Origin of the sequence: Sphingomonas suaedae, assembly GCF_007833215.1 — a bacterium.
Classification (GTDB): domain Bacteria; phylum Pseudomonadota; class Alphaproteobacteria; order Sphingomonadales; family Sphingomonadaceae; genus Sphingomonas; species Sphingomonas suaedae.
In genome coordinates, this window is sequence record NZ_CP042239.1 from 209,477 (window position 1) to 233,897 (window position 24,421).

The window sequence follows — 24,421 nt, forward strand, 5'->3', positions numbered from 1 at the left end:
ATGCTCTCGCGCACTGCGGCGTCGCTTTACTGGCTCGGCCGCTATGTCGAGCGCGCCGACTTCACCGCCCGGCTGATCGAGGCGACGGTGCGCCTCGATGCGCTGTCGGCCAGCCCGGCCGGCGAGGCCGCCTGGGCCAGTGCGCTTGCCGTCACCTATAACGACAAGGCGTTCGCCGCGACCGGTCACGCGATCAGCCCGCAGCCGGTTGCGCATTTTCTGACGCTCGACATGGGCAATCCCGGCTCAATCGTTCGCTGTCTCGAACAGGCGCGTAACAATGCCCGGGCAGTTCGGACCGCGCTGACGCGCGAGGCGTGGACTGCGATCAACCGGTTGTGGCTGCTGTTCGCCAAACGGGTCAGTCCCGGCGGCACCGCGACGACGCTCAGCCTGGTCGAAGGCGTGATGGCCGAGGCGCGGGGTTTTGAGGGCGCGATCCACCGGATGATGGCGAACGAGGCGGCGATGCTGATTCAGCTCGGTGCGGCGATCGAGCGGTCGGACAACACCGCGCGGCTGCTCGACGTCAAATATCACCTGTTGCTGCCAGAGGGCGAGCGGGTGGGGGGCCTCGTCGATCGCGACCAGTGGACCACGATCCTGCAAACCGTCTCGGCCGTCACCGCCTATCGCTGGCTCTACAGCGACGGGCTGCGCCCATCGAACGTCATCGATCTGCTCATCACCCGCGCCGAATTGCCGCGCAGTCTGGCGGGATGCGTCGAGGAGGTGGTGGAACAGCTCAACGCCCTCGCCAAGCGCACCGGGCTTCAGGGCGAGGCTGACCGGATGGCGCGCGCGCGGATCGCGCGGATGCAGAAGACGCGCAGCCATGAGGTGATCGTCAGCGGACTGCATGAATATCTTCAGGCATTCATTCGCGAAAATGCGATGCTGGACGCTGCTATCGCGCGCCAGTTCCGTTTCATCTAAGGCTGCGCCATGCGTCTCGCGATCGACCATCAGACCCGCTACCGGTTCAGCGAGCCGCAGGGACGGCTGGTGCAGACGCTGCGGCTGACGCCCGGCGACACGCACGACCAGACCGTGGTGGATTGGCGGATCGACGTCGATTGCGACGTCCGCCTGCGCGAGTCGGTCGATGGGTTCGGCAACCGCGTGACGATGCTGTTCGCCGAAGGGCCGCTCGACGGGATCGACATCACCGTCGCGGGACAGGTGCTCACCACCGAATCCAATGGCGTGGTACGCGGGAGCGCCGAGCCGCTGCCGCCCGAGATTTTCCTCCGAACCACGCCGCGCAGCATGGCCTGTGCCGCGTTGATCGACTTTGTGAGGGATGGTCTGGGCGCGGGCGGAAGCGACCTCGATCGCCTCCACCGCTGGAACCTCGCGCTTGGACAACGCTTCCCTGATGTCCCCGACCGCCCCGACACCGGAGTCACCGCCGCCGAGGCGATGGCCGGCGGCAAACCGGATTCGCGCGATCTGGCGCATATGTTCCTTGCCGGGGCGCGCGCGGCGGACTTTCCGGCGCGTTATGTCAGCGGCTATCGCCAATGTCCGGCCGGCAGCTGCGCACCGCATGGCTGGGGGGAAGCCTGGGTCGATCGCTTGGGCTGGGTGGGGTTCGATCCCTCGGCGGGGATCAGCCCGGACGCCAATTACGTCCGCGTCGCCGTCGGGCTGGACGCGGCGGGGGCGGCGCCGGTCGCCGGTATCCGGCAGGGGGCTGGTGCTGAAGTAATGACGGTGGAGGTTCAGGTCGAACGCATGGCAGGCGACGCCTGAGCGCGGGTCAGGCGAAAGCGGGCTGTTTCTCGGCGACGGGTGCCGCCGCGTCCTCTTCCAGCCGCGACCAGCCTTTCGGGCCGAGCACTTCCATCGGCCGGTACCGCGTCTTGTACGCCATCCGCTCGCTACCCTTCACCCAATAGCCCAGATAGACATAGGGAAGGCCGGCGTTCCGGGCCCGGACGATGTGATCCATGATGATGAGGTTACCCAGCCCCTGCCGCTCCGGCCGATCGGCGGCAAAGAAGCTGTAGATCATCGACAGACCGTCGGCCTGCTGATCGGTGATGCAGGCCCCGACCAACTCGCCACCCCGTTCTGCCGGCTCGCGATATTCGATGACATAGGTGCTGACCGGCGACTGTTCGACCATGTCGGCATAATCGGTCTCGTCCATCATCGTCATGCCCCCGCCGGGGTGGCGGGCGGAGAGATAGCGGCGCAGGAGCTGATATTGTTCCTCCGTCGCCCAGGGGCGACACGCGGTGACCTCAAGGTCCGAATGGCGACGGATCAGCTTGCGCTGGGTGGCATTGGGCCGAAACTCGCCCGTGACGACGCGAACCGAAAGGCAGGCGTTGCAGCCGACGCAGCTTGGCCGATAGGCGACCGACTGGCTGCGGCGAAAGCCGATGCGGCCCAACGCATCGTTCAGTTCGCCGGCATGGGCGCCATTGAGTTCGGTGAAGATCTTCCGCTCCTGGCGCCCCGGGAGATAGGGGCAGGCCGAGGGGCTGGTCACGAAAAATCGGGGAAATCGGGTCAGTGCCGTCACGCTTTCAGCCCCCTATTGATCGTTCGCGCCGGGTTGGACTGGGGGCATTATGAAGCGGTCGAATCGTGATGAAAAGCCGATTTACCATGAAAGAGGGTTAACGGTGCGCTCATCATTTTAAGGGGTTGCGGGGGTGTGAAAGACGCGCCGCCCCAACGTTATAGCGCGGCCGCGACTCGGTAGGATAGGGCCGCGGTCAACGGTTCGTCGTGCGTGCGATTCGCTTCGTCCACAAGCTGTGGACAACGGGGATAAACGTCAGGCGAGTTCGATCGCCCGCACGTCATAATCCGCGTCCTGCAACGCCGCGATCAGCCGTTCGAGATGGGCGCGGTCGCGCGTCTCGCATTCGACATCGAGGCTCAATCCCTTGGCGGGCAGGTTGGTGAAAATCCGCTGGTGCGACAGTTCGAGGATGTTGACCGTCTGCTCCTGAAAGATCCTAGCGACCTGATAAAGTGCGCCGGGGCGATCCTGAAGCCGGATGCGCAACCGAGCGAGGCGGCCCGACCGGGCGAGGTCGCGCAGCAAGACATTGGCGAGCAGCCGCGTGTCGATATTGCCGCCGCACAGCACGATGCCGATCGTCCGGCCGCGAAAGCGGTCGGGGTTCGAGAGCAATGCGGCGAGGCCCGCGGCGCCCGCACCCTCGACCACGGTCTTTTCGATCTGGAGCAGCAGGCTGAGCGACTCCTCAAGCGCGCGTTCGCTGACCAGCAGGATGTCATCGACCAGAGCTTCGACGATCTGCGCCGTCACCGTGCCGGGGTCGCGGACCGCGATACCCTCGGCGAGCGTGTCGCCGCCGATCGGCAGGCTGGTTCCCTTGATCCGGTTGTACATCGACGGGAAGAGTTCCGCCTCGACCCCGATCATTTCGATCGCGTGGTTCGCAGCCCTGGCGACGGTCGCCATGCCCGAGATCAGACCGCCCCCGCCGATCGGGATGATCAACGTGTCGATGGCGGGGGCGTCGGCGAGCATTTCCAGCGCGACCGTCCCCTGACCTGCGATGATGCGGGCGTCGTCGAACGGGTGGATGAAGGTATAGCCGTTCTTCGCCTCAAGCTGGCGGGCATGGGCATAGGCTTCGTCGAACGTCTCGCCCTCCAGGATCACGCTGGCGCGGTGACCTTCGGTCTGCATCACCTTCACCGTCGGGGTGGGCTTGGGCATCACGATGGTGACCGGAATGCCGAGCCGGTTGCCGTGATAGGCAAGGCCCTGGGCATGGTTGCCCGCCGAGGCGGCGATCACGCCCTTTGCCCGCGCCGCATCGTCGAGTTGGAGCAGGGTGTTGAGCGCGCCGCGCTCCTTATAGGCAGCGGTGAACTGAAGATTCTCGAACTTCAGCCAGACATCGGCGCCGGTGAGGTCCGACAGCGTCTTGCTGTGCAATGTCGGCGTGCGGACGATCGAACCCGTAATCCGCTCGGCCGCCATCTGGACATCGGCCAGTGAGACGGGGAGGGGATGGGGATCGGACGCTGCCTGAGTTGCCATATCGAGACTTTCGTGATCCCGGGAACGGCCGCCGGGTCGGTCGGGGCGCCCTAGACCATCTGGCGCGGCGGGGGAACACCGCCTATTCGAAGGAGCCGACAAGTCCTGCTTTTTTCCCCGCCGCTTCCGGAGACCCCCGTGCGCCTTCCCGTTTCGCTTGCCCTGATCGCCGCGCTGTTCCTGCCCGCGCCCGCTTCTGCCGACGCGCTGGTCGAGAATGTCGATGGCATGACGCTGGACGCGAAGGGCGAGCTGGTGCGGTTCAACGGCATCGTTATCGGCACCGACGGCAAGGTGGTGAAATTGCTGAAGCGGGGCGACAAGCGGCCCGACCGGCCCGACTGGAAGGAAGATCTGAAAGGACGCACCGTCATTCCCGGCATGGTCGATGCGCATGGCCATGTAATGAGCCTGGGTTTCCGCGCGCTGGCGCTCGACTTGTCGGCGACGCGCTCGCTTGGCGAGGCCCAGGACGCGATCCGGCGCTATGCGGCGGAGAACAGCACCCGGCGCTGGCTGACCGGGGGCGGATGGAACCAGGAAGTCTGGGGTCTTGGCCGCTTCCCGACCGCCGCCGAGCTGGATGCGGCGACCGGCGATGTTCCCACCTGGCTGGTCCGCGCGGACGGACATGCCGGATGGGCCAACAGTGCGGCGATGAAGGCGGCGGGGATTACCGCGACCACCAAGTCTCCCGCAGGCGGCCGGATCGAGATGGTGGCGGGCAAGCCCGGCGGGGTGTTCGTCGATGCCGCGATGGCGCTGATCGAAAAAGCGCTGCCCCAGCCAACACCGCGCGACCGCAACGCCGCCTTCATCAAGGCGCAGGACATTTTGTTGTCGATGGGGGTCACCGCGAGCGCCGACATGGGGACGACCATCGACGATTGGATGACCTATCGCCGGATGGGCGATCTCGGCATCCTTCGTATGCGGATCATGAGCTATTCGGACGGTGTCGATACCGCGTTGCAGGTGGCAGGCAGCGGGCCGACGCCATGGCTGTACGGCGACAAGCTGCGGATGGGCGGGATCAAACTTTATACCGACGGCGCGCTGGGATCGCGCGGAGCGTGGCTGAAAGCACCTTACGCCGATGCGCCGGGCAATAGCGGGCTCCCTTTCCTGACCGATGCGCAATTGCTCAATTCGATCAGCCGGGGCGCGATGGACGGGTTCCAGTTCGCGATCCATGCGATCGGCGACCGAGCGAACCAACAGGTTCTGGATGCGATCGACGAGCTTTCGGACACTTATAAGGACGGTCAGCGCTGGCGGATCGAACATGCCCAGATCGTCGATCCCGCCGATCTGCCGCGCTTCGGCAAACATGGCATCATCGCGTCGATGCAGCCGGTTCATCAGAGCAGCGACCGGGCGATGGCCGAAGCTCGGCTTGGCGCCGAGCGGCTGGCGGGAGCCTATGCGTGGAAGTCGATGCTGGCCAACGGCGCGCGCCTCGTCTTCGGATCGGACTATCCGGTAGAGAGCCCCAATCCGTTCGAGGGATGGGCGACCGGATTTACCCGGCAGGATGCGCAGGGCCAGCCGTTCGGCGGGTGGCGCCCGGAGGAGGCGGTAAGCCGCGAACAGGCGTGGCGCGCCTTCACGATCGATGCAGCCTATGCCGGGTTCGGCGAGAAGAAGTTCGGTCATCTGGCGCCGGGGATGCGAGCGGATTTCATCGTGATCGACCGCGACCCGCTCCTCGCTTCGCCCAGCGATCTGCGCAGCACAACGGTGCTGGAGACCTGGGTCGGCGGAGAGCGGGTGTTTCAGCGGGCGGCGCAGCGCGGCGAGGGCGGCCGATAGGCTGACAGCCGCGTCCGACGAAACTGACAAAAATCGCGGGGTTTCGGCGTGACAGGACGGCAACGCGCCGACGTTGCGCCGCATACGCGCCGCCTACGCGACACCTGCACGACATGGAGGCGAACGGCGGGATCGGGCCGGCACGAGAGGGAGGGCGGGCGCATCGACCAGTCTACGCGCCGGGCGCTGCGGTGTAGGAAAGTTGATTCTGCCCGGCTGATGCTCAGAAGTTACCGGCCCCTCACAGTGCGTGTCTGACCGCCGCCTCAAAGACCCATTTTTTTGAGCTTGGACTCGATCTGGGCCGCGACCGGCGTGTCGCGGCTGAGCCGGCCGAGCAATGTCCGAAGCCGGGATGCGGCGTTGCGGTAGGCCTGCCACCGTGTCCGCCGCGCGGTGCGGGTGATATAGGGGGCGGGCAGGTCGAGCTTGCGTTCCTCGGCTGCCAGAAGCGCCTCGACGATTGCCAGCGCGTCGCGAACGCCCTCAGCGCGCCCATCGCGAAATTCGGTGCTTTTCATTCTGTCCTTCGACACGCGAACGGCGCGACGCGCAAGCGCCCGGCGCGCGCGATCAGGATCGTCGCGACGGGCGGCCGTGGTTGGCGGTCATCGGATCGGGTTTGGCCGGAGGCCGCCAGTCTGTGGGCGGGGTGACGCGTTGGCGACTGGTGCCAAGGCCCATCGATCCCGGTTTTTGACGCACCAGCCCGGACGTTGCGGCCCGTTCAGCCTCCGCCGCACTCGCACCGCCGCGCATCAGCGCGATCCGGTCGCGCAACCGCTGCGCCTCTTCGAAATCGAGGGACTGGGCGGCGAGATTCATCCGGCGCTCAAGAGATTCGATCGTGTCGGTCATGCGGGCACCAACGCGCCAGACGCGATTTCGAACCGCAAAAAGGCCGCGGCGTCCCCCCGGATGCCGCGGCCTTTTAGAATCTGGTTCAGCAAAGCTGAACGATTGCGGCACCGGCCCGCTTCCCCACCCGGCCACCCATTTCAGGGTATCGTTGATGGGTGGCCGGGTGGGGAAGCGGGCCGGTGCCGTGATTCGGCGAAGCTGAATGCGGCCCCGCGCGACGATTGGGTTCAGGCGACCGCGCTGGCGGGCGCGGCGACCTCGTCCGGCTCGCGCAGCACATAGCCGCGGCCCCAGACGGTCTCGATGTAATTCTCGCCCTCGCACGCCATGCTGAGCTTCTTGCGCAGCTTGCAGATGAAGACGTCGATGATCTTGAGTTCGGGCTCGTCCATCCCGCCATAAAGATGGTTCAGGAACATTTCCTTGGTGAGGGTCGTGCCCTTGCGGAGCGAGAGCAGCTCCAGCATCGCATATTCCTTGCCGGTCAGGTGGACGCGGGCGCCATCGACCTCGACCGTCTTGGCATCCAGGTTCACCGCCAGCTTGCCGGTGCGGATGACCGACTGGCTGTGGCCCTTGCTGCGGCGGACCACGGCGTGGATGCGGGCGATCAGCTCTTCGCGATGGAAAGGCTTGGTCACATAATCGTCGGCGCCGAAGCCGAACGAGCGCACCTTGCTGTCCATCTCGTTGATGCCGGACAGGATCAGGACCGGAGTCTGGACGCGGGCGACGCGCAGCTTCTTGAGCACGTCATAGCCGTGCATGTCGGGCAGATTGAGGTCCAGCAGGATGATGTCGTAATCATACAGCTTGCCCAGATCGAGGCCCTCTTCGCCCAGATCGGTCGTGTAGACATTGAAGCCTTCGGTGTTGAGCATCAGATCGATCGCCTTGGCGGTCGTCGGCTCGTCTTCGATCAGCAGCACGCGCATCGGCTGTTCCCCTGTGCCCGTTACACATCCCCTGCGACATGCAACGCGACTGATTCATTAACCTAAGCTGGAATGAAGGCAAAAGGTTAATTTTGAGCTAACCGGCCTGAATCCACGAGTCGCGCGAGGTCGGGCGGGCGCGCGGGTGCGGTTGACCCGGAGAAAGCAGGCTCCGGGGAGCTATCGAAATTGCGCAATCCGGTATAGACGTGGGTTATGGGAGTCGCCGCTATTTTGCGTTTGCGAAGGATTCGGATGCGTGGTTACCTTCCCAGTTCCGGGGCGGTGACGCGATAACGCGCACCAAACATTTCAAACGGGGGGTCTTATGAGAACGAAAGCTGCGCTATTTGTCACTGCTTGTAGCCTGGCATTTCCTGCCATCGCACAAGAGGCCCCGACCACGCCGCCTGCGCAGAGCGAGGCGGGCGAGAGCGCCGAGGTCCTGATTACGGGTTCGCGGATCAAGCAGGATCCGAGCCGAAGCGCATTGCCGCTGGAAATCTTCACGACCGAGGATTTTACCCGCGAAGGCATCAACAGCCCCGAACAGCTCGTTTCGCTGTTGAGCACCAACGGCAATGGTGCCGACAACCTTGCTTCGAACACCGATGTCGTCAGCGGCGCGCAGCGCGGCACCAACGGCCTGTCGGCGGCGAACCTGCGCGGACAGGGCAGTGCATCGACGCTGGTGCTGCTGAACGGTCGCAGGATCGCCGCGCACGGGCTTCAGGGCTCGGCGGTCGACGTCAACCAGATCCCCTTTGCCGCGATCGAACGGGTCGAGGTGCTCAAGGACGGCGCGTCGGCAATCTATGGCACCGACGCGATTGGCGGCGTGATGAACTTCATCACCAAGACCGATTTCGAAGGGCTGGCGCTCAACGGATTCACCGACATCACCGAGCGGGGTGACTCGCCGATCTACCGCCTTTCGGCGACCGCGGGCTATGGCGACCTGAAGAGCGACGGCTTCAACGTCATGGCGGCGGTCAGCAAGAGCTGGAACGGCATCCTGCGCGGATCGAAGCGCGATTTCGTCAACGGCGACCAGCCCGATCGCGGGCTTTCGGTCGATACGCGCGGCACGCCGATCGCGACGATGTTCGCGAACGGGCCCAACGCGATCTTCGCGCCGACGGGGAGCCTGCTCAGCGGCGTTCCGTTGCTGATCCCGGGTACGACGATCACCGCCAATGGCGGTATCAATACGCTCGACCTGCCGGGCGGCGCGGGATGCGAATCCTTCGACGGCGGCATGGCCTATGACGACGCGCTGTGGGCCAATCCCAGTGCGCGCTATGCCTGCGCATGGGATACGGGCCGCGCCGCGATCCTGCAGCAGCCGCTGGAGACGCTGACCTATTACAGCCGCGCCACGGTCGCGCTCGGCAAGCACACGCTGTTCGCCGAATTCACCGGGTCCGACGCGGATTCGTCGAAGCAATTCTCTTCGAACCAATATGCGGGCAATACGAGCACCACCCCGCTCTACTATCCGATGAACGCGCTTACCCAGTCGACCTATGACCAGGTCTATAACGCACTGGTGGCCGTGTTTCCGGGCGTTGCGGCAAATTACGGCAAGCCGATCGCCTATCGCTGGCGGTGTGAAGTGTGCGGGCCGCGTGAATATGAAACCAATACCAAGACGCTGCGCGCGGCGATCGGCATCGACGGGCCGTTGTTCGGCGGGTGGGATTATCGCGCGGGCGCATCCTATGCGCGTAGTGAATCGACGTCAGTGCTGGGGACGGGCTATGCCTATCGCGGCATCTTCTCCTCGACCGCGCGGGCGAATGCTTCGGGCGTGCCGGGCGCCGTTTCGGGCGGAATCGATCCGCGCGCGCCGACCGCGCCTGGAGCCAGCGCACCGGGCATCGTCGGATTGCTCAACAGCGGCATCCTGAATCCGTTTTCGATCACCCAGACACCGGAGGCGATGGCCGCGCTTGATGCGGTTTCGGCTTCGGGCGTGACCTTGTATGGTGGCCGCTATGAGGTGCGCCAGTTCGACGCATCGATCTCGGGATCGCTGTTCCAGCTTCCCGGCGGCATGGTCCAGATGGCGGTCGGCGTCGACTACCGCCGCGAAAGCTACAACTTCAATGGCTCGGCCGAGGCGGAGCTGGATCGTCCGGAAATCTTCAACGTCGCATTCGACAATGCCAATGCGCTCGCAACCAAGAGCCGCGACGTGAAGGCGGCCTATGCCGAGGTGCTCATCCCGATCTTCGAACCGCTCGAGATTTCGGTCGCCGGGCGCGTCGACGACTATACCGGCTTTGGCAGCACGTTTAACCCGAAGGTTACCGCGCGCTTCACGCCGGTCGACTGGCTGATGTTCCGCGGATCGTACAATACCGGCTTCCGCGTGCCGACGTTCAACCAGATCTTCAACGGCCAGACGCTGAGCCCGAACCCGACCACGAACTCGCTGGTCGATCCGTCGACCTGCCCGAGCGGGGTGGTCAGCACTACCGATCCGAACTGCGCCGCGATCAATCCGGATACGCTGAGCGGCGGCAACCCGAATGTGGGTCCGGAAACGTCCGAACAATATTCGGTCGGCGTGGTATTCCGCCCGGCACCGCGGTTCAGCGCCTCGGTCGATTTCTGGTCGATCGCGGTCGACGACACGATCGGAGCGCTGACGCTTCGCCAGCTGTTCGACAATTACCAGTTCTTCGAGGACCGGATCACCCGGACCGGGGGAATCATCACGCAGGTGGACCTGACCGCCGACAATATCGGTTCGCGCCGTACCAAGGGTCTCGAATTCGCGCTGCGTGGCGCGTTCGACGGCCTTGGCGGCATGTTCGACCTGGGCATGAACGGCACCTGGCTGCTCGAGAAGAAGGAGCGGTTCCTGCCGTCCGCGCCGTATAGCGATATCGTCGGGGTGTTCAGCTATGCCGGGGACCTGGGCCTGGAGTGGAAGCATAATGCGTGGGTGAGCTTTGCCACGCAGGACACGTCGGTGACCTTCTCGCAAATCTATCGCAGTGGATATGAGAATAACGGACTGCCGAGCCTGGCCAACAACCAGAGCGCGACGCGGCCCAACTATAACGAGCGGGTCGATGCCTATATCATCTATAATCTGTCGGTGACGCAGCGCGTCGGCGAAGGGTTCAAGCTGACCGCGGGCATCAAGAACATCTTCGATACCGATCCGCCCTTTGCGATCACCTATGACAGCAACACCGGCGCGGGCAGCTCGTGGGAGCCGCGCGTTGCGGACCCGCGCGGCCGTTCGTTCACCATCGCGGCCGAGGTCAAGTTCTAAGGCCGGTTTGACGAACCCAAGCAAGGGGCCGGTTCGCAGCGATGCGGACCGGCCTTTTTGTGTTCCTGGCGCGGCGCCGGCCCGCTTAGCTGCGCGTACAGAGGTTGCGGAATCGCTGGGAGAGGAAGTCGATCACCAGCTCGACGCGAGCCGGGCGCAATGTGCTGGGCGGGGTGAGGAGGTGGAGGGCGATGTTCATCGGTGACCAATCCTGTAATATCTCGACCAATTTCCCCGCCGCCAGCTCGCGGTCGATGATGAAATCGGGCAGGCGCGCGATGCCGAGCCCGGCGAGCAAGGCGGGGAGCATCGCATCGCCATTGTCGGTGGTAAGTGGCCCGGCGGGGCGCACCGCTGCCTCTTCGCCATCCGCCTTTCGGAAATGCCAGGTGCCGATCGCATTGGCGTAAAGGAAACAGGCATGGTGGGCGAGGTCGGCCGGGTGGCGGGGCGTGCCATGCTGCTCCAGATAGGCGGGCGCGGCGACGACGCGGGCGGTGATCGGGGCGAGGCGGCGTGCGCGGAGCGAAGAGTCGGGCAGGTCGGCGATCCGCAGCGCGATGTCGAACCCGTCGGCGACGATATCGACACGGGCGTCGGACAGGCGCAGATCGATCTCGATCCCCGGATGCGCGGCGATCAGGTCCGCGATCGCGTCGGCGACGAAGCGGATGCCGAAGGTGATCGGCGCCGCGATGCGGACCATGCCGGCAGGCGCCTTGGCGGAATCGAGCGCGGCCTCTTCCGCCGCCTGCGCCTCGGCCAGGATGCGTCCGGCGCGCTCGGCGAGCGCAGTGCCGCTATCGGTGAGGGTCAGGCGGCGCGAGGTGCGGTGGAACAGCGCGGTGCCAAGCTGCGCCTCCAGCCGCGCGATCGCCTTTGACACGGTCGCCTTGCTGACCCCGATCGCGGCCGCCGCGCCGCTGAACGAGCGATGCTCGACGACGCAGGCGAAGATGGCCCATGCTTCGAAATCTGGAAGGCGCATGTGTTTGCTCCGCGTTACGCCTCACCTATAAACCCGAAACGATCCGTTTCAAACGTTTCCATTTACGCGTCGATCGCAACGCCTATCTTGGCTCCAACACAAGGAGGCACCAATGATCGAGAAACGCTCGTTCGACAGCCTGGGCCATGCCGATCACGGGTGGCTGAATGCACGTCACCATTTCAGTTTTGCCAATTACTACGACCCCGACCGGATGGGATGGGGCGCGATCCGCGTCTGGAACGACGACGAAATCGCCCCGAACAGCGGCTTTCCGCCGCACCCGCACCGCGACATGGAGATCATTACCTATGTCCGGACCGGCGCGATCACCCATCAGGATTCGATGGGCAATAAAGGCAAGACCGGGGCCGGTGACGTCCAGGTGATGAGCGCGGGGACCGGAGTCCGCCACGCCGAATATAATCTGGAGGGCGAGAAGACGACGCTCTTCCAGATCTGGATCCTGCCGCGGGAGGCCGGCGGTGCGCCCAGCTGGGGCGCCAAGCCGTTTCCCAAGGGCGAGCGTTCGGGCAAGTTCGTGACCCTGGCGAGCGGCTTTGCAGAGGATAGCGATGCGCTGCCAATCCGGGCCGATGCCCGGGTGCTGGGCGCGACGATCAAGGCCGGCGAGAGCGTGACTCACAGCGTCGGCGAGGGGCGGCATGCCTATCTCGTCCCAGCGGTCGGACGGATCGAAATCGATGGAAAGCCGTTCGATGCCCGTGACGGCGCGGCGCTGAGCGGCGGCCAGACGGTGACGATCACCGCGATCGAGGACGCCGAAATCGTCCTGGTCGATTCAGACTGACAGACCCCCCGGAGCGGTCCGCATTCCCCCCTCCCAAGGCGGGCCGCTCCACCCTTTTCCTCATCGCCAATCAAGGAGACAGGCCGTGACCAAGGTTCTGGTGCTTTATTACTCGTCCTATGGCCATATCGAACAGATGGCCGAAGCGGTTGCCGAGGGCGCGCGTTCGGCCGGCGCCACGGTCGATATCCGCCGCGTACCCGAAACCGCGCCCGAAGCCGTGGTCAAGGGCGCAGGCTTCAAGACCGATAGCGCCCACCCGCTGATCGACGGCCCCGACGCGCTCAAGGACTATGACGCGATCATCGTCGGATCGCCCACCCGATTCGGCCGGATGGCGAGCCAGATGGCGAGCTTCTGGGATACCGCCGGCGGCGTCTGGTATCAGGGCGCGCTGCACGGCAAGGTCGGCGGCGCCTTCACCTCGAGCGCGACCCAGCATGGCGGCAACGAGACGACGTTGTTCAGCATCATCACCAATTTGCTGCACTTCGGGCTGACCATCGTCGGGCTGGATTATGGCCATGCCGACCAGCAGAAGATCGACGAAGTGCTGGGCGGTGCCCCCTACGGCGCGACCACCGTCGCAGGCGGCGACGGCAGCCGTCAGCCGAGCGTGATCGACCTTGCGGGCGCCCGCTATCAGGGCCGCCGCATCGCCGAAGTGGCGACCAAGCTGGCCGCATGACATGACGCGCGCCGTGCAACCCGCTTTGTTCGTGTCGCACGGTTCGCCGATGATCCTGTTCGAACCCAGCCCGGCGCGGGATTTCCTCGCCGGGCTGGGATCGCAGGTTGCGCGGCCCGACGCGATCCTGATGCTCTCCGCGCATCACGATATGGCGGGGCCGGTGGCAACGGCATCGCCTGCGCCGCCGACGATCCATGATTTCGGCGGGTTTCCACAGAAATTGTTCGACGTCCGCTATCCCGCTCCGGGCGATCCCGCGCTGGCGGCGGAGGTCGCGGCGCTGGTGGGGGGAGCGGGCATTGCGGTCGCGCTGGACGGGCAGCGTGGGCTGGACCATGGAGCATGGGTGCCGCTGCTGTTGGCCTGGCCGGATGCGGACATACCGGTGGTACAGCTGTCGATCAGCAGCGCGCATCCGCCGGAATGGCACTATCGCGTGGGACAGGCGCTGACGCCGCTGCGCGAACGCAATGTGCTCATCATCGGATCGGGCAGCCTGACCCACAATCTGCGCGCGATCTTTGCCGAACGGCGCGATCATGATGCGGCGGTGCCGGAGTGGGTTTCGGAATTTGCCGATTGGGTGCAGGCGCGGTTCGACGTCGGCGACAGGGATGCGGTGCTGCACGCCGTGGAGCGCGGGCCGCACGGGCGGCGCAACCATCCGACGCCGGACCATATCCTGCCGCTGTTCGCCGCGATGGGGGCGGGCGGGGCGCAGGCCGAGCGTCTGCACCACAGCTACACCTATGGCGTGCTGGCGATGGATGCCTATCGCTTCGGGTAAGGGAGTTCAGACCCTAAGGCTGGCGTCGCACGCGCGGCGGTGGCAAGGCGTGGGGATGATACAGGATCAGGTACTTTTCATCGACGGCGAAGCGATCGTGATCGACAAGCCCGCCGGACTTCCGGTCGATCGGCCGCGCGACGGGTCGCTGAGCCTGGAGAACCATCTCGGCAACCTGACCTTTGGCTTCCAGCGCTGGCCGACGCCGGTCCATAGGCTGGATCGCGACACCAGCGGGTGTCTGCTCCTTGCGCGCAATCCCAAGGCCCATGCGCGGTTCCAGCAGGCGTTTGAGGCGGGGCAGGTCACCAAACGCTATCTTGCGGTGATCGACGGGATTCCCGATGCGCCATCGGGGATGATCGACCTGCCGCTGGTCAAGGTGTCCAGCGCCGAGCGTGGCTGGCGCATGACCGGCAGGCCGGACGGCAAGTCGGCGCGGACGCGCTGGCGGATGCTGGCGAGCAGGGACGGGCGCGCATTCATCGCCTTTTATCCCGAGACCGGGCGGACGCATCAGATCCGCGTCCATTCCGCCGAGGGACTGGGCTTTCCGATCACCGGCGACCCGGTTTACGGCGTCGCCAACGGGCGCACGATGATGCTGCACGCCGCGCAACTGACCGTGCCGCGCCCGGGCAAGCCGGATGTTCATGCCGAGGCGCCAACGCCCGACGCGTTCCGCGCGCTGGGCTTTGCGGGCGGGTCGGGCGACGATGGCGATTGAGCTGACCGAGGATGCAATCGTCGAGGAGAAGTTCCTCGCCGCGTCCGGGCCGGGCGGTCAGAATGTCAACAAGGTCGCGACTGCGGTGCAGCTGCGCGTCAACGTCTTTGCGCTGGGGCTGCCGCCCTATGCCTATGCCAAGCTGAAGGAGCTGGCAGGGAGCCGGATGACGTCGGGTGGCGAACTGGTGGTCACCGCGCGCCGCTTTCGCACGCAGGAGGCGAACCGGCAGGATGCGCGGGAGCGCGTGTCCGAGTTGATCGAGCAGGCGCAGGAGCGGCAGGCGCGGCGGATCAAGACCAAGCCCGGCAAGGCGGCGAAGGCGCGGCGGGTGGACGCGAAAAAGGGTCGGTCGGTAATCAAGGCGGGGCGCGGGCGGGTTCAGATCGACTGACCCGCGCAACGATCCCGGGGGGCGGGCGTTTGCGCCGCATGAACAGACTGATCCTTTTTGCCCCGTTCGCCTTGCTCGCTGCCTGTTCGGAGGAACCGGCGCTGAACGACGTGACCCAGAATAACGCGCAGGTGATGGAGCCGCTGAGCCTTCCCGATCCGGTCGAGCCGACGCCGACCGCCAGCGTGGCGCCAGGTGCGGCGGAAATTCCGCAAGCGTTTCGCGGGGAGTGGAGCGAGATCGCGGGCGATTGCGGCAAGGGAAGCAACGTCACGCGGCTGGAGCTTACGCCGGACGAGGTCCGGTTCTACGAGAGCAGCGGTGCGGTAACTGCGGTGTCGGGTGCGGATCGCGAGATCGCGGTGACCGCGCGCTTCACCGGAGAGGGAGAGACCTGGACCGCGACGCGCAGCTTTGTGCTGGGCGAGGATGGCAAGACGCTCACGTCGCAGGGGATGACGCGCGTGCGCTGTCCATAGCCTTCACCCCGAGAAAGTGGGGTCCCTCTCCAGGACTATCCGCGCACGTCAGCGGTTCGAGTGTAGAAAGCGCAGGAGATGGGTCCCCGCCTTCGCGGGGATGACGACTTGGGGGGCTTGCCGAAAGCATTCGATGACGCCACCTGCGGCGCATGTACAGTTTCGACATTGCCGCCGGGTCCAAGGCCGAACTCTATCGCGATCTCCTCGTCGCGCTCGATGCGCTGACGGCGGGGGAGAGCGATGCGATCGCCAACATGTCCAACGCCGCTTCGCTGATCGGGCAATATCTGCCCGACCTCAACTGGGCTGGATTCTACCGTAATGTCGGCGGCGAACTCGTGCTCGGGCCGTTCCAGGGCAAGGCGGCGTGCATCCGCATCGCATTCGGCAAGGGCGTGTGCGGCGCGGCGGCGGCGACGCGTGAAACGCAGCTAGTGGCCGATGTCCATGCCTTTCCCGGGCATATCGCATGCGATGCGGCGAGCAATTCCGAGCTGGTGGTGCCGATCGTGCATGACGGTCACCTGATCGGCGTGCTCGACCTCGATAGCCCCATGACCGGTCGGTTCGATGCGGAAGACGTGGCGGGGTGCGAGGCGCTGGTGGCGCTGCTCGCTCCCCGCATCGCCGCATAGGGTGCCCCGTTCCGGGACGGTACAGATCGGCGCGGCGTTAACCCACTGCCCCGGATCGGGACTTTCTTAACCATGGGTCGCGGTGGAGACGGCGGGCCGGGGCTGTTAAGAAAGCGTGAAGAGGCGTGACCTTTCGTCCCTGCTCGGAAGGCCGCGTCTCACCGGAGATGCTGTCGTGACCAAGCGTGATTTGACCCTGTTTGCCCTCTCGATCGCGGGCGTTTCGCTCGCGCTTCCGGCGGAGGCGCAGCGTGTGTGGCGCGACGGCAAGTGGGAAACGCGCGAGCGGGCATCGACCCGGTACCCGCCCCGGTCGGTGCCGGCGACGCGGATCGATCCGCCGCGCGGGACCGCGCCGGGCCGCTGGGGCCGGACGATCGGCGGACGCTGGGAAGGCGGTATGCGCGCGCCCGGCGGCTGGGGCGCCTATCGCCGTCCGGTGCGCGGCTGGACGCTGCCCGGCTATTGGATCGGCGGGAGTTTCGGGATCAGCGACTGGTCGAACTGGGGGCTGAGCCGCCCGCCTTATGGTTATGGCTGGATCCGCTATTATGACGATGCGGTGCTGGCCGACCGCAATGGCCGGGTGTGGGACTCGGTGAGCGGGATCGACTGGAACGGTGCCGGGGGCGGCGGCGCGGGTGCTGCCACGGCCTATGCCGGTGGCGGCTATGCTTCAGCGGCCGCTGCAGGCGGCGGTGGAGGCGGGGGCTATGGCGCCCGGTATGACGCACCCGGCTATGACGACGATTACGGCTATGATGAAGGTTACGGGCGGGAGCCGATTCCCGCCGAGCCATACCCGGGGGGGTATGCGCCGCCGCCGCCGCGTTACGCAGCGCCGGCGGCGCAAAGCCCCTGCGCCGCGCAATGCGGCGGCGGCTATGCGCAGCGTGGTTACGGATATGGCTATGGCAGCGGCTATTATATGGCCGGGCCGACGGTGACGACGATCGTCATCCAGTCCGGCGCGACCACCACGACCACCGTCACCGAAGAGGTGTATGAGGAGGTGGAAGAGGTCGAGACCGTCCGCACCTATCGCGCGCCGGTGAAAACGGTGCGGCGCTATCCGACCAAGACGGTCCGGCGATCGACCAAGGACTGCTGCCGCTGATTTGAGGGGGGTAAAACCCCCGTTTGCCCTGAGCCTGTCGAAGGGCCTTCCCGGCACAGGTATCGCTTGCGGCCCTTCGACAGGCTCAGGGCAAACGGACATTTGGGGGTGCGCGCCCTGGCCTCAGTTCCGCGGCGGCCGCGTTCCAAAGGTGACGATGCTCTCGCTGCCGTCCGCCGCGACCGATGACACGCCGATGAAGTGATCGTCGACCACCACGTCCTTGAGCGTGGTTTCGGTCAGGCCCGCGACGCCACGCACGTCTGTCCAGTTCTGCGTGTCGTTGCGGCGCCAATAGACGCGATAGCCGCGCGCGCCGGGGACGGCGTTCCACTTCACCCTGGTGTCCGCGCTCACCGCACCGTCGAGCACCACCGATGCAGGCGCTGAAGGCGCATTGGCGAGGCGGCGGATCGTCGCGATGTTGATCGCGGTCACCTTGGCGAGATAGGGGAAGTCCATCTTGTCGACCGTGTCGCCATAGACGCGGCCATTTTCGGTGCGCAGGTCCTGATGCTGCTGGTCGTAATTCTCGGCGCCGACCGAGAAGCGGACGGCGGGATAGCCGAGCTTGAGAAACGGCTCATGATCGCCGCCGCGTCCGAAGCGGTCGGGGCGACGGACGACGAACACGTCGAGCGCGTCCTTGTCCTTTTCGCGCATTCCGTCGGCGACCTTGTCGATGGCCTTGGCGAGCGCGCGGCTGGGGCCGTCATCCTCGCCACCGTCCGCGCGACGGGCAAGCTGGCCCGGCAGGTCTTCGGAGGCGCGGATGCCTTCGGAAAAGACGCGGACGCGGTCGGCGACGCGCACGCCATTCTGGCCGACGGTGTTGCCGACAATGTCGTTGTTGAGGACTGCTATGACCTCCCAGCCGCGTTCTTTCGCAGTCTCGGCGAGCAAAGTCCCGCCCCACAGCCCCTGTTCTTCGCCCGAGAGCAGCGCATAGACGATCGTTGCCTTGTGCTTTTCGCGCGAGAGGATGCGGGCCGCCTCGATCACCAAAGCGGTGCCGGATGCGTCGTCGTTCGCGCCGGGGGCGTCGCTGGTGAAATCCATCACGTCGGATACGCGCGAATCGATATGACCCTGGACGATGATGACGCGCTTGGCATCCTCGCCCTGCTGGAAGCCGAGGACGTTGACGACCTCGACGCCGTTCGGTGCGCGCGGGCCGGTGAAGGTGCGGCCGATCCGGGCCACCTTGATGCACTCGCCGCACGCCGCGCCGATCCGGTCGAGTTCCTCCGCGCCCCATTTTCGCGCCGCGCCGATGCCGCGTTTGGGATCGTCGGGGGAGGAGAGGGTGTGGCGCGTGCCGAAGCTGACGAGCTTTTCGACATCGGCCTTGAGCCGTTCGGGACTCGGCGCGTCGGTCCTTTGCTGGGCGACGGCGGGAGCTGCGAGCAGCAGGGCGGGAATCAAAAGGGTGCGCATGACTTCAGCTTAGCCGGTCGATGGCTTCGCGGTCGAGCGTGCCGGGAACGATCATCAACGGGACGGGCAGGGCGGCGGTGTCACTCGCGAAATGGGAGACGAGCGGCCCCGGCGGGCCTTCCGCGGCAGCACCCAGTACCAGTGCGGCGATATCCGGATTGTCCGCGATCAGCTCTCGGATGATCTTGGGGCCGTTGCCTTCGCGCACGGTGATGCGCGGCTTGAGGCCCGACTCCGCGATCAGCGTGCCGGCCGCGCCCGCGACGAGGGCCTCGGCGCGCTGGCGCGCCTCCTCCTCGATCGTCGCCATGACGCCGCCCCACTGCACGAAATCGGGCTTGGCGATCAGTGCCAGGATCTCGACCCCGCCGCCGGTCTTGACCGCACGGCGCGCGGCGAAGCGGAGCGCAATCTGTGCCTCCGGGCTTTCGTCGACCACGACCAGATAGGTGCGCATGAAACCTTTCCCCCTCCGTTGGAGACAGGTGGTGGCGCGTCGGGGCCGGAAGCGCAAGGGGCGGGCTTGACCCGCGCCGTGCATCGCGCAAGGAGGGCGCGACAATTCCAATCACCCTACGACAGGATCCTCCCCACCCATGTCGATCGAAATCAAGATGCCCGCGCTGTCCCCGACGATGGAGGAAGGCACGCTCGCCAAATGGCTGGTGAAGGAAGGCGACACCGTCAAGGCCGGCGACCTGATGGCGGAGATCGAGACCGACAAGGCGACGATGGAGTTCGAGGCGGTCGACGAGGGCGTGATCGCCAGGATCGTCGTTGCCGAAGGGACCGACGGGGTAAAGGTCGGCACGGTGATCGCGGTGCTGGCGGGCGAGGGCGAGGATGCGTCCGCGGTCGAGGCGCCGAAGGCGGAGGCTCCCAAGGCTGACGCGACGAAGGCCGAGGCCGCGGCACCCACGGCTGCTCCGGCTCCGACCCCTGCACCGGCTCCGACCCCTGCACCGGCTCCGGCTGCTGCGCCCAAGAGCGACGGCGACCGGGTGAAGGCGAGCCCGCTCGCGCGCCGGATTGCGGCGGAGAAGGGCGTCGATCTTGGCGCGCTGACCGGGTCCGGCCCGAACGGGCGGATCGTGAAGGCGGACATCGAGGGTGCCAAGCCCGGCGGCGCGCCCGCGCCGAAGGCGGCCGAAGCGCCCGCCGCTGCTGCACCTGCGGTCGCCGCGCCCGCTGCTGCGCCGGCATCGGTCTGGTATGACGAGAGCATCCCGCACGAGGTCGAGAAGCTCAGCAACATCCGCAAGACGATCGCGCGCCGCCTGACCGAGGCGAAGCAGACGATCCCGCACATCTACCTGACCGTCGACATTCAGCTCGACGCGCTGCTCAAGCTGCGCGGGCAGCTCAACAAGAGCCTGGAAGGCCGCGGCGTGAAGCTGTCGGTCAACGACATGCTGATCAAGGCGCTCGCCGTCGCACTGGCGCAGGTGCCCAAGTGCAACGTCACCTTCGCCGGGGACAAGCTGGTCAAGTATAGCCGCGCCGACATCTCGGTCGCGGTTTCCACGCCGACCGGCCTGATCACCCCGATCATCCGCGACGCGGCGAATATCGGCCTGGCGTCGATCTCGACCCAGATGAAGGAGCTGGGCCAGCGCGCCAAGGACGGCAAGCTGCAACCGAACGAATATCAGGGCGGTACCGCGAGCATCTCGAACATGGGCATGTTCGGGATCAAGCAGTTCGACGCGGTGATCAACCCGCCCCAGGCGATGATCCTGGCGGTCGGCGCGGGCGAGAAGCGTCCCTATATCGTCGACGACGCGCTGGGCGTCGCGACGGTGATGTCGGCGACCGGCAGTTTCGACCACCGCGCGGTGGACGGGGCGGATGGCGCCGAGTTGATGAAGGTGCTGAAGTCGCTGATCGAATCGCCCATGGGCCTGCTGGCCTGAGGGCCAAGGGAGGCCGCAGATGGGCGTTCTGGTCGAAGCATTGCATATCGCCGCGGGGATTGCGGTCGCGCTGCTGATCGGGGCGCTGGCGAGCTGGGCCTATCCGCTGGCGCGGCAGGATATCTGGCTGGTCACCGGGATCGCCATCATCTGCATCGTGCTGATGGGGATCGGACCGATGCGGCGCGCGATGTGGTTGCAGCGGAACCCGCAGGCGCAGGAGCGCGACGATGCCTGACAGCACGCCACCCGACATCGAACCGACGATCCGCGTCAGCACCATGCCGGCCGACGCCAATGCCTATGGCGACATCTTCGGTGGCTGGCTGGTCGGGCAGATGGACATGGCCGCCGGGCTGGTCGCGGCGCGGCGCGCGCGCGGCCGCGCAGTGACGATCGCGATGGACGGGATGCAGTTCCACGCGCCCGTCTTCGTCGGCGACGAGGTGTCGGTCTATGCGCAGATCGTCAAGGTCGGGCGCAGTTCGATGAAGATCGACGTCGAGGCCTGGCGTCGCGACCGGCATGGCGAGGAGCGCCAGCTGGTGACGCAGGCGGTTTTCACCTTCGTCGCGGTGGGAGAGGACCGCAAGCCGCGCGCGGTGGACCAATGAGTGTCGAACCCCTTCGACCCTCCCCCCTTGCGGGGGAGGGAGGGGCCCGCCGCCGTAAGGCGGTGGGAGGGAGAGGGGGCGCGCTCGCCAGAGCGCGCGGGATGCGCAAGCAGCCCACAGAGGCCGAGCGCCTATTGTGGCGTCTTCTGCGCAACAAGCGCCTGGACGGGTGGAAGTGGAAGCGACAGCAGCCGCTCGGATCCTATATCGTCGACTTCATTTGCTTCGAGGCGCGGTTGATCGTCGAAGCGGACGGATCACAGCATATCGATAGCGCTTCCGACATCGTGCGGGACAATTGGCTGCGCGGACGGGGTTTCCGCGTCGCGCGCTTCTTTAACAACGATATAATGGCGCAGCCGGATACCGTTCTCACTGCGCTTCTCGCTGAACTCGAAGCGCCCGCCGGGGCATCGAGCCCCGGCGAGCGCTCCCCCTCTCCCCAGCCCTCCCCCGCAAGGGGGGAGGGAGAAGAAGGACAAGTACGTGGCTGAATCCTATGACGTGATCGTGCTTGGCTCCGGACCCGGCGGCTATGTCGCCGCGATCCGCGCGAGCCAGCTTGGTCTCAAGACCGCGATCGTCGAGCGCGAGCTGCTCGGCGGCATCTGCCTCAACTGGGGGTGCATCCCGACCAAGGCGCTGCTGCGCTCGGCCGAAATCTTCCACTTCATGCAGCATGCCAAGGATTATGGTCTGGCTGCGGAGAAGATCAGCGCGGACCTAGACGCGGTCGTCAAGCGCTCTCGCGGGGTGGCCAAGCAGCTCAATCAGGGCGTCACGCACCTGATGAAGAAGAACAAGATCGCGGTGCACATGGGCACCGGCAAGCTGACCGGCAAAGGCAAGCTGTCGGTGACCGGCGCGGACGGCAAGGTGACCGAGCTGGCGGGCAAGAACATTATCCTCGCCACTGGCGCGCGTGCGCGTGACCTGCCCAACCTGCCCGCAGATGGCGAGCGGGTGTGGACGTACCGCCATGCGATGACGCCGAAGGAAATGCCGAGCAAGCTGCTGGTCATCGGATCGGGCGCGATCGGGATCGAGTTTGCGAGCTTCTACAACGACATGGGTGCCGAGGTGACGGTGGTCGAGATGCTCGACCGCATCGTTCCGGTCGAGGACAAGGACATCTCCGCGCATCTGGAAAAGGCGCTGAAGAAGCAGGGCATGACGATCATGACCGGCGCCAAGATCGACAAGATCGCGGCGGACAAGAGCGGCGTGAAGGCGACGATCACCGGCAAGGACGGCAAGCCGGTCGAGGGCGAATTCAGCCATGTCATCGTCGCCATCGGGATCGTGCCGAACACGGCGGACATCGGCCTGAAGGAGCTGGGGGTCGAGGTCGACGATCGCGGCTTCCTCAAGACCGACGGGGCGTGCCGCACCAATGTCGAGGGGCTGTGGGCGATCGGCGACATCACCGCGCCGCCGTGGCTGGCGCACAAGGCGAGCCATGAGGGCGTGATCGCGGCCGAGGCGATTGCGGGCAAGCATCCGCACGCGATGGACCCGCGCAATATCCCGGGCTGCACCTATTGCCACCCGCAGATCGCCAGCGTCGGCCTGACCGAGGCGAAGGCGAAGGAAGCGGGATACGAGGTGAAGGTCGGCACCTTCCCCTTTATCGGCAACGGCAAGGCGATCGCGCTGGGCGAGCCCGAGGGCTTTGTGAAGACGGTGTTCGATGCCAAGACCGGCGAACTGCTGGGCGCGCACATGATCGGCGCGGAAGTGACCGAGATGATCCAGGGCTACACCATCGGCAAGACGCTGGAGACCACCGAGGCGGAACTGATGGAAACGGTGTTCCCGCACCCGACGATCAGCGAGTCGATGCACGAAAGCGTGCTCGCCGCCTATGGGCGGGTGATCCACATCTGACGTGGGGCGATCAGGCGTTCGCCTGCGCGAACGCCTGCATCAGCCGGGGATAGTCGGACGGTTCCGGGAACGCTTCGAAGCTGTGGGCAGCGCCGGTCTGTGCCCAGGGAAGCTTTTCGCTGGTGTAGGTTTCCATGAAGGGCGCGAACCAGCCGGGATCGTCCAGCATCGTGGCGCGGACGTTGATCGCGCCATATTCGGGCGGGAGGCGGGTGAACAGCCAGCTCTTGCACCAGTCGCAGTGGTGATGCCGCGCCTCGTCCCCGTGAAGGCCGCCGATCACGGGCTCGCCCGCAATGACCGCGAGCGCGTCGGCGGGCAGCGTGATCGTGGTCGAGAATGCGCTGGCGCTCATGCGCTGACAGCCGCGACAGTGGCACACGGCGGTCACGAGCGGTTCGGCATCGATGCGGAACCGCACCCGTCCGCAGCGGCATCCACCTTCCGATCCAGTCAGCATTCCATCCTCCACTTTACTCGAACGACGCGTCGCGTCACCTTGGCAAACCGAGGCAGATGGGGGAAGTTTCATGGGCATGGCGATTCTCTGGCCGACGATCGTTTTGGCGGGGCTGGCCTTTATCGTGTTCCTGACGATGTTCGTGACGCGGGCGCGGCATATCCGCGCCAATCCGCCGGGCCGGGAGACGTTCGCGAGCGGCGATGCGGCGATGCGCTATTTCGCGCCGGTCGAGATGCCCGCCAACAATTATCGCAACCTGTTCGAGATGCCGGTGCTCTACTTCGCGCTGGTGCCGCTGTTGCTGATCACCAACCTCGACAATCACATTCAGGTGGTTCTCGCCTGGATCTATGTCGCAATCCGCATCGCGCACAGCTTCGTGCATATCGGGCCGAAGAAGGTACCGGTGCGGGCGATGCTGTTCGTTGCGTCCGGCGTGGTGCTGATGGCGATGTGGATCGGCTTCGCGATCGATCTGGCGAGCGCGCAGGTGGTGTTCGACCGGGCAACTGACGCGGTCGCTCGCGGTTGATCGAACGGGA

General features: G+C 65.9%; 27 protein-coding genes. 18 read left to right on the forward strand and 9 right to left on the reverse strand.

Annotated elements, in window-relative coordinates; all coding sequences use genetic code 11:
* The gene (locus tag FPZ54_RS00950) at positions 1 to 936 is read left to right on the forward strand and encodes an alpha-E domain-containing protein (protein WP_186456991.1); all 936 of its coding nucleotides are present in this window, start codon (positions 1 to 3) and stop codon (positions 934 to 936) included.
* A gap of 9 nt (positions 937 to 945) precedes the next feature.
* Positions 946 to 1,755, forward strand: coding sequence for a transglutaminase family protein (locus FPZ54_RS00955; protein WP_145844310.1), 810 nt, complete (start codon positions 946 to 948; stop codon positions 1,753 to 1,755).
* A 7-nt stretch (positions 1,756 to 1,762) separates the two neighbouring features.
* Here the strand turns inward: FPZ54_RS00955 and FPZ54_RS00960 are convergent, their stop codons facing one another.
* Together FPZ54_RS00960 and FPZ54_RS00965 are read right to left on the reverse strand one after the other, a co-directional pair.
* Entirely contained in the window at positions 1,763 to 2,533 is a 771-nt protein-coding gene (locus FPZ54_RS00960) for an arginyltransferase (RefSeq protein ID WP_145844311.1), read from the reverse strand.
* A 258-nt stretch (positions 2,534 to 2,791) separates the two neighbouring features.
* Entirely contained in the window at positions 2,792 to 4,036 is a 1,245-nt protein-coding gene (locus tag FPZ54_RS00965; RefSeq protein WP_145844314.1) for a threonine ammonia-lyase, read from the reverse strand.
* 138 nt (positions 4,037 to 4,174) lie between these two features.
* Here FPZ54_RS00965 and FPZ54_RS00970 point away from each other — a divergent pair, with 138 nt between their 5' ends.
* Positions 4,175 to 5,848, forward strand: coding sequence for an amidohydrolase (locus FPZ54_RS00970; RefSeq protein ID WP_239019665.1), 1,674 nt, complete (start codon positions 4,175 to 4,177; stop codon positions 5,846 to 5,848).
* A 266-nt stretch (positions 5,849 to 6,114) separates the two neighbouring features.
* On the opposite strand, the gene FPZ54_RS00975 is transcribed toward FPZ54_RS00970, so the two are convergent.
* The 3 genes from FPZ54_RS00975 to ctrA form a co-directional block, all read right to left on the reverse strand.
* The gene (locus FPZ54_RS00975; protein WP_145844316.1) at positions 6,115 to 6,369 is read right to left on the reverse strand and encodes a hypothetical protein; all 255 of its coding nucleotides are present in this window, start codon (positions 6,367 to 6,369) and stop codon (positions 6,115 to 6,117) included.
* A 52-nt stretch (positions 6,370 to 6,421) separates the two neighbouring features.
* Entirely contained in the window at positions 6,422 to 6,706 is a 285-nt protein-coding gene (locus FPZ54_RS00980; RefSeq protein WP_145844318.1) for a UvrB/UvrC motif-containing protein, read from the reverse strand.
* Between the two features lie 230 nt (positions 6,707 to 6,936).
* A complete protein-coding gene (ctrA, locus tag FPZ54_RS00985; RefSeq protein ID WP_145844320.1) occupies positions 6,937 to 7,644 on the reverse strand; it encodes a response regulator transcription factor CtrA in 708 nt (235 codons plus the stop codon).
* A 328-nt stretch (positions 7,645 to 7,972) separates the two neighbouring features.
* Here ctrA and FPZ54_RS00990 point away from each other — a divergent pair, with 328 nt between their 5' ends.
* Positions 7,973 to 10,933: a TonB-dependent receptor domain-containing protein gene (locus tag FPZ54_RS00990; RefSeq protein ID WP_145844322.1), complete on the forward strand. Its 2,961-nt coding sequence runs from the start codon at positions 7,973 to 7,975 to the stop codon at positions 10,931 to 10,933.
* A gap of 85 nt (positions 10,934 to 11,018) precedes the next feature.
* On the opposite strand, the gene FPZ54_RS00995 is transcribed toward FPZ54_RS00990, so the two are convergent.
* Entirely contained in the window at positions 11,019 to 11,921 is a 903-nt protein-coding gene (locus tag FPZ54_RS00995) for a LysR family transcriptional regulator (RefSeq protein WP_145844323.1), read from the reverse strand.
* Between the two features lie 112 nt (positions 11,922 to 12,033).
* On the opposite strand from FPZ54_RS00995, the gene FPZ54_RS01000 reads away from it, so the two are divergent.
* From FPZ54_RS01000 to FPZ54_RS01035, 8 genes are all read left to right on the forward strand, one after another.
* Positions 12,034 to 12,732, forward strand: coding sequence for a pirin family protein (locus tag FPZ54_RS01000; RefSeq protein WP_145844324.1), 699 nt, complete (start codon positions 12,034 to 12,036; stop codon positions 12,730 to 12,732).
* Between the two features lie 85 nt (positions 12,733 to 12,817).
* A complete protein-coding gene (gene wrbA, locus FPZ54_RS01005) occupies positions 12,818 to 13,420 on the forward strand; it encodes an NAD(P)H:quinone oxidoreductase (RefSeq protein ID WP_145844325.1) in 603 nt (200 codons plus the stop codon).
* A gap of 1 nt (position 13,421) precedes the next feature.
* Positions 13,422 to 14,210 (forward strand): DODA-type extradiol aromatic ring-opening family dioxygenase, encoded by a 789-nt coding sequence (locus tag FPZ54_RS01010; protein WP_145844327.1) that lies wholly within the window; start codon positions 13,422 to 13,424, stop codon positions 14,208 to 14,210.
* Positions 14,211 to 14,265: 55 nt separating this feature from the next.
* Entirely contained in the window at positions 14,266 to 14,937 is a 672-nt protein-coding gene (locus FPZ54_RS01015) for an RluA family pseudouridine synthase (RefSeq protein ID WP_145844329.1), read from the forward strand.
* Positions 14,927 to 15,331 carry an alternative ribosome rescue aminoacyl-tRNA hydrolase ArfB gene (gene arfB, locus FPZ54_RS01020; protein ID WP_145844330.1) on the forward strand — a complete coding sequence of 135 codons (405 nt, stop codon included), beginning with the start codon at positions 14,927 to 14,929 and terminating at the stop codon, positions 15,329 to 15,331. The genes FPZ54_RS01015 and arfB overlap by 11 nt, the downstream gene beginning before the upstream one ends.
* 38 nt (positions 15,332 to 15,369) lie before the next feature.
* Entirely contained in the window at positions 15,370 to 15,810 is a 441-nt protein-coding gene (locus FPZ54_RS01025) for a hypothetical protein (protein WP_145844332.1), read from the forward strand.
* A 152-nt stretch (positions 15,811 to 15,962) separates the two neighbouring features.
* Entirely contained in the window at positions 15,963 to 16,448 is a 486-nt protein-coding gene (locus FPZ54_RS01030; protein WP_145844333.1) for a GAF domain-containing protein, read from the forward strand.
* A 175-nt stretch (positions 16,449 to 16,623) separates the two neighbouring features.
* Positions 16,624 to 17,565, forward strand: a complete 942-nt coding sequence (locus tag FPZ54_RS01035) for an RcnB family protein (protein ID WP_239019666.1) — start codon at positions 16,624 to 16,626, stop codon at positions 17,563 to 17,565.
* A 123-nt stretch (positions 17,566 to 17,688) separates the two neighbouring features.
* On the opposite strand, the gene FPZ54_RS01040 is transcribed toward FPZ54_RS01035, so the two are convergent.
* Positions 17,689 to 19,002, reverse strand: coding sequence for a M28 family peptidase (locus FPZ54_RS01040; protein ID WP_145844335.1), 1,314 nt, complete (start codon positions 19,000 to 19,002; stop codon positions 17,689 to 17,691).
* A 4-nt stretch (positions 19,003 to 19,006) separates the two neighbouring features.
* Positions 19,007 to 19,459 carry a universal stress protein gene (locus tag FPZ54_RS01045; protein ID WP_145844336.1) on the reverse strand — a complete coding sequence of 151 codons (453 nt, stop codon included), beginning with the start codon at positions 19,457 to 19,459 and terminating at the stop codon, positions 19,007 to 19,009.
* Between the two features lie 139 nt (positions 19,460 to 19,598).
* On the opposite strand from FPZ54_RS01045, the gene FPZ54_RS01050 reads away from it, so the two are divergent.
* The 5 genes from FPZ54_RS01050 to lpdA are packed head-to-tail and all read left to right on the forward strand — an operon-like array spanning position 19,599 to position 23,416.
* Complete coding sequence (locus FPZ54_RS01050) at positions 19,599 to 20,915, forward strand: pyruvate dehydrogenase complex dihydrolipoamide acetyltransferase (RefSeq protein ID WP_145844337.1); 1,317 nt, start codon at positions 19,599 to 19,601, stop codon at positions 20,913 to 20,915.
* Positions 20,916 to 20,934: 19 nt separating this feature from the next.
* Positions 20,935 to 21,153, forward strand: a complete 219-nt coding sequence (locus tag FPZ54_RS01055) for a hypothetical protein (RefSeq protein ID WP_145844339.1) — start codon at positions 20,935 to 20,937, stop codon at positions 21,151 to 21,153.
* Positions 21,146 to 21,529, forward strand: a complete 384-nt coding sequence (locus tag FPZ54_RS01060) for an acyl-CoA thioesterase (RefSeq protein WP_145844341.1) — start codon at positions 21,146 to 21,148, stop codon at positions 21,527 to 21,529. Before FPZ54_RS01055 ends, FPZ54_RS01060 begins: the two co-directional genes overlap by 8 nt.
* Positions 21,526 to 22,023: an endonuclease domain-containing protein gene (locus FPZ54_RS01065; protein ID WP_145844343.1), complete on the forward strand. Its 498-nt coding sequence runs from the start codon at positions 21,526 to 21,528 to the stop codon at positions 22,021 to 22,023. The genes FPZ54_RS01060 and FPZ54_RS01065 overlap by 4 nt, the downstream gene beginning before the upstream one ends.
* Positions 22,016 to 23,416 carry a dihydrolipoyl dehydrogenase gene (gene lpdA / locus FPZ54_RS01070; RefSeq protein WP_145844344.1) on the forward strand — a complete coding sequence of 467 codons (1,401 nt, stop codon included), beginning with the start codon at positions 22,016 to 22,018 and terminating at the stop codon, positions 23,414 to 23,416. Before FPZ54_RS01065 ends, lpdA begins: the two co-directional genes overlap by 8 nt.
* A gap of 10 nt (positions 23,417 to 23,426) precedes the next feature.
* On the opposite strand, the gene FPZ54_RS01075 is transcribed toward lpdA, so the two are convergent.
* Entirely contained in the window at positions 23,427 to 23,876 is a 450-nt protein-coding gene (locus FPZ54_RS01075; RefSeq protein ID WP_186456861.1) for a GFA family protein, read from the reverse strand.
* A 70-nt stretch (positions 23,877 to 23,946) separates the two neighbouring features.
* On the opposite strand from FPZ54_RS01075, the gene FPZ54_RS01080 reads away from it, so the two are divergent.
* Positions 23,947 to 24,411 (forward strand): MAPEG family protein, encoded by a 465-nt coding sequence (locus FPZ54_RS01080; protein WP_186456862.1) that lies wholly within the window; start codon positions 23,947 to 23,949, stop codon positions 24,409 to 24,411.
* The last annotated feature ends 10 nt before the right edge of the window (positions 24,412 to 24,421 follow it).

Bases quoted from the DNA above. Each gene is read 5' to 3' on its own strand.
- FPZ54_RS00980 (WP_145844318.1), bottom strand. From the start codon at position 6,706: ATGACCGACACGATCGAATCTCTTGAGCGCCGGATGAATCTCGCCGCC.
- FPZ54_RS00950 (WP_186456991.1), top strand. From the start codon at position 1: ATGCTCTCGCGCACTGCGGCGTCGCTTTACTGGCTCGGCCGCTATGTC.
- FPZ54_RS01075 (WP_186456861.1), bottom strand. From the start codon at position 23,876: ATGCTGACTGGATCGGAAGGTGGATGCCGCTGCGGACGGGTGCGGTTC.
- FPZ54_RS00965 (WP_145844314.1), bottom strand. From the start codon at position 4,036: ATGGCAACTCAGGCAGCGTCCGATCCCCATCCCCTCCCCGTCTCACTG.
- FPZ54_RS01040 (WP_145844335.1), bottom strand. From the start codon at position 19,002: ATGCGCACCCTTTTGATTCCCGCCCTGCTGCTCGCAGCTCCCGCCGTC.
- FPZ54_RS00990 (WP_145844322.1), top strand. From the start codon at position 7,973: ATGAGAACGAAAGCTGCGCTATTTGTCACTGCTTGTAGCCTGGCATTT.
- FPZ54_RS01045 (WP_145844336.1), bottom strand. From the start codon at position 19,459: ATGCGCACCTATCTGGTCGTGGTCGACGAAAGCCCGGAGGCACAGATT.
- FPZ54_RS01010 (WP_145844327.1), top strand. From the start codon at position 13,422: ATGACGCGCGCCGTGCAACCCGCTTTGTTCGTGTCGCACGGTTCGCCG.
- FPZ54_RS01065 (WP_145844343.1), top strand. From the start codon at position 21,526: ATGAGTGTCGAACCCCTTCGACCCTCCCCCCTTGCGGGGGAGGGAGGG.
- FPZ54_RS01025 (WP_145844332.1), top strand. From the start codon at position 15,370: ATGAACAGACTGATCCTTTTTGCCCCGTTCGCCTTGCTCGCTGCCTGT.
- FPZ54_RS01080 (WP_186456862.1), top strand. From the start codon at position 23,947: ATGGGCATGGCGATTCTCTGGCCGACGATCGTTTTGGCGGGGCTGGCC.
- ctrA (WP_145844320.1), bottom strand. From the start codon at position 7,644: ATGCGCGTGCTGCTGATCGAAGACGAGCCGACGACCGCCAAGGCGATC.
- FPZ54_RS00955 (WP_145844310.1), top strand. From the start codon at position 946: ATGCGTCTCGCGATCGACCATCAGACCCGCTACCGGTTCAGCGAGCCG.
- FPZ54_RS01060 (WP_145844341.1), top strand. From the start codon at position 21,146: ATGCCTGACAGCACGCCACCCGACATCGAACCGACGATCCGCGTCAGC.
- FPZ54_RS00975 (WP_145844316.1), bottom strand. From the start codon at position 6,369: ATGAAAAGCACCGAATTTCGCGATGGGCGCGCTGAGGGCGTTCGCGAC.
- FPZ54_RS01015 (WP_145844329.1), top strand. From the start codon at position 14,266: ATGATACAGGATCAGGTACTTTTCATCGACGGCGAAGCGATCGTGATC.
- FPZ54_RS01000 (WP_145844324.1), top strand. From the start codon at position 12,034: ATGATCGAGAAACGCTCGTTCGACAGCCTGGGCCATGCCGATCACGGG.
- FPZ54_RS01055 (WP_145844339.1), top strand. From the start codon at position 20,935: ATGGGCGTTCTGGTCGAAGCATTGCATATCGCCGCGGGGATTGCGGTC.
- FPZ54_RS01030 (WP_145844333.1), top strand. From the start codon at position 15,963: ATGTACAGTTTCGACATTGCCGCCGGGTCCAAGGCCGAACTCTATCGC.
- FPZ54_RS01050 (WP_145844337.1), top strand. From the start codon at position 19,599: ATGTCGATCGAAATCAAGATGCCCGCGCTGTCCCCGACGATGGAGGAA.
- FPZ54_RS00995 (WP_145844323.1), bottom strand. From the start codon at position 11,921: ATGCGCCTTCCAGATTTCGAAGCATGGGCCATCTTCGCCTGCGTCGTC.
- arfB (WP_145844330.1), top strand. From the start codon at position 14,927: ATGGCGATTGAGCTGACCGAGGATGCAATCGTCGAGGAGAAGTTCCTC.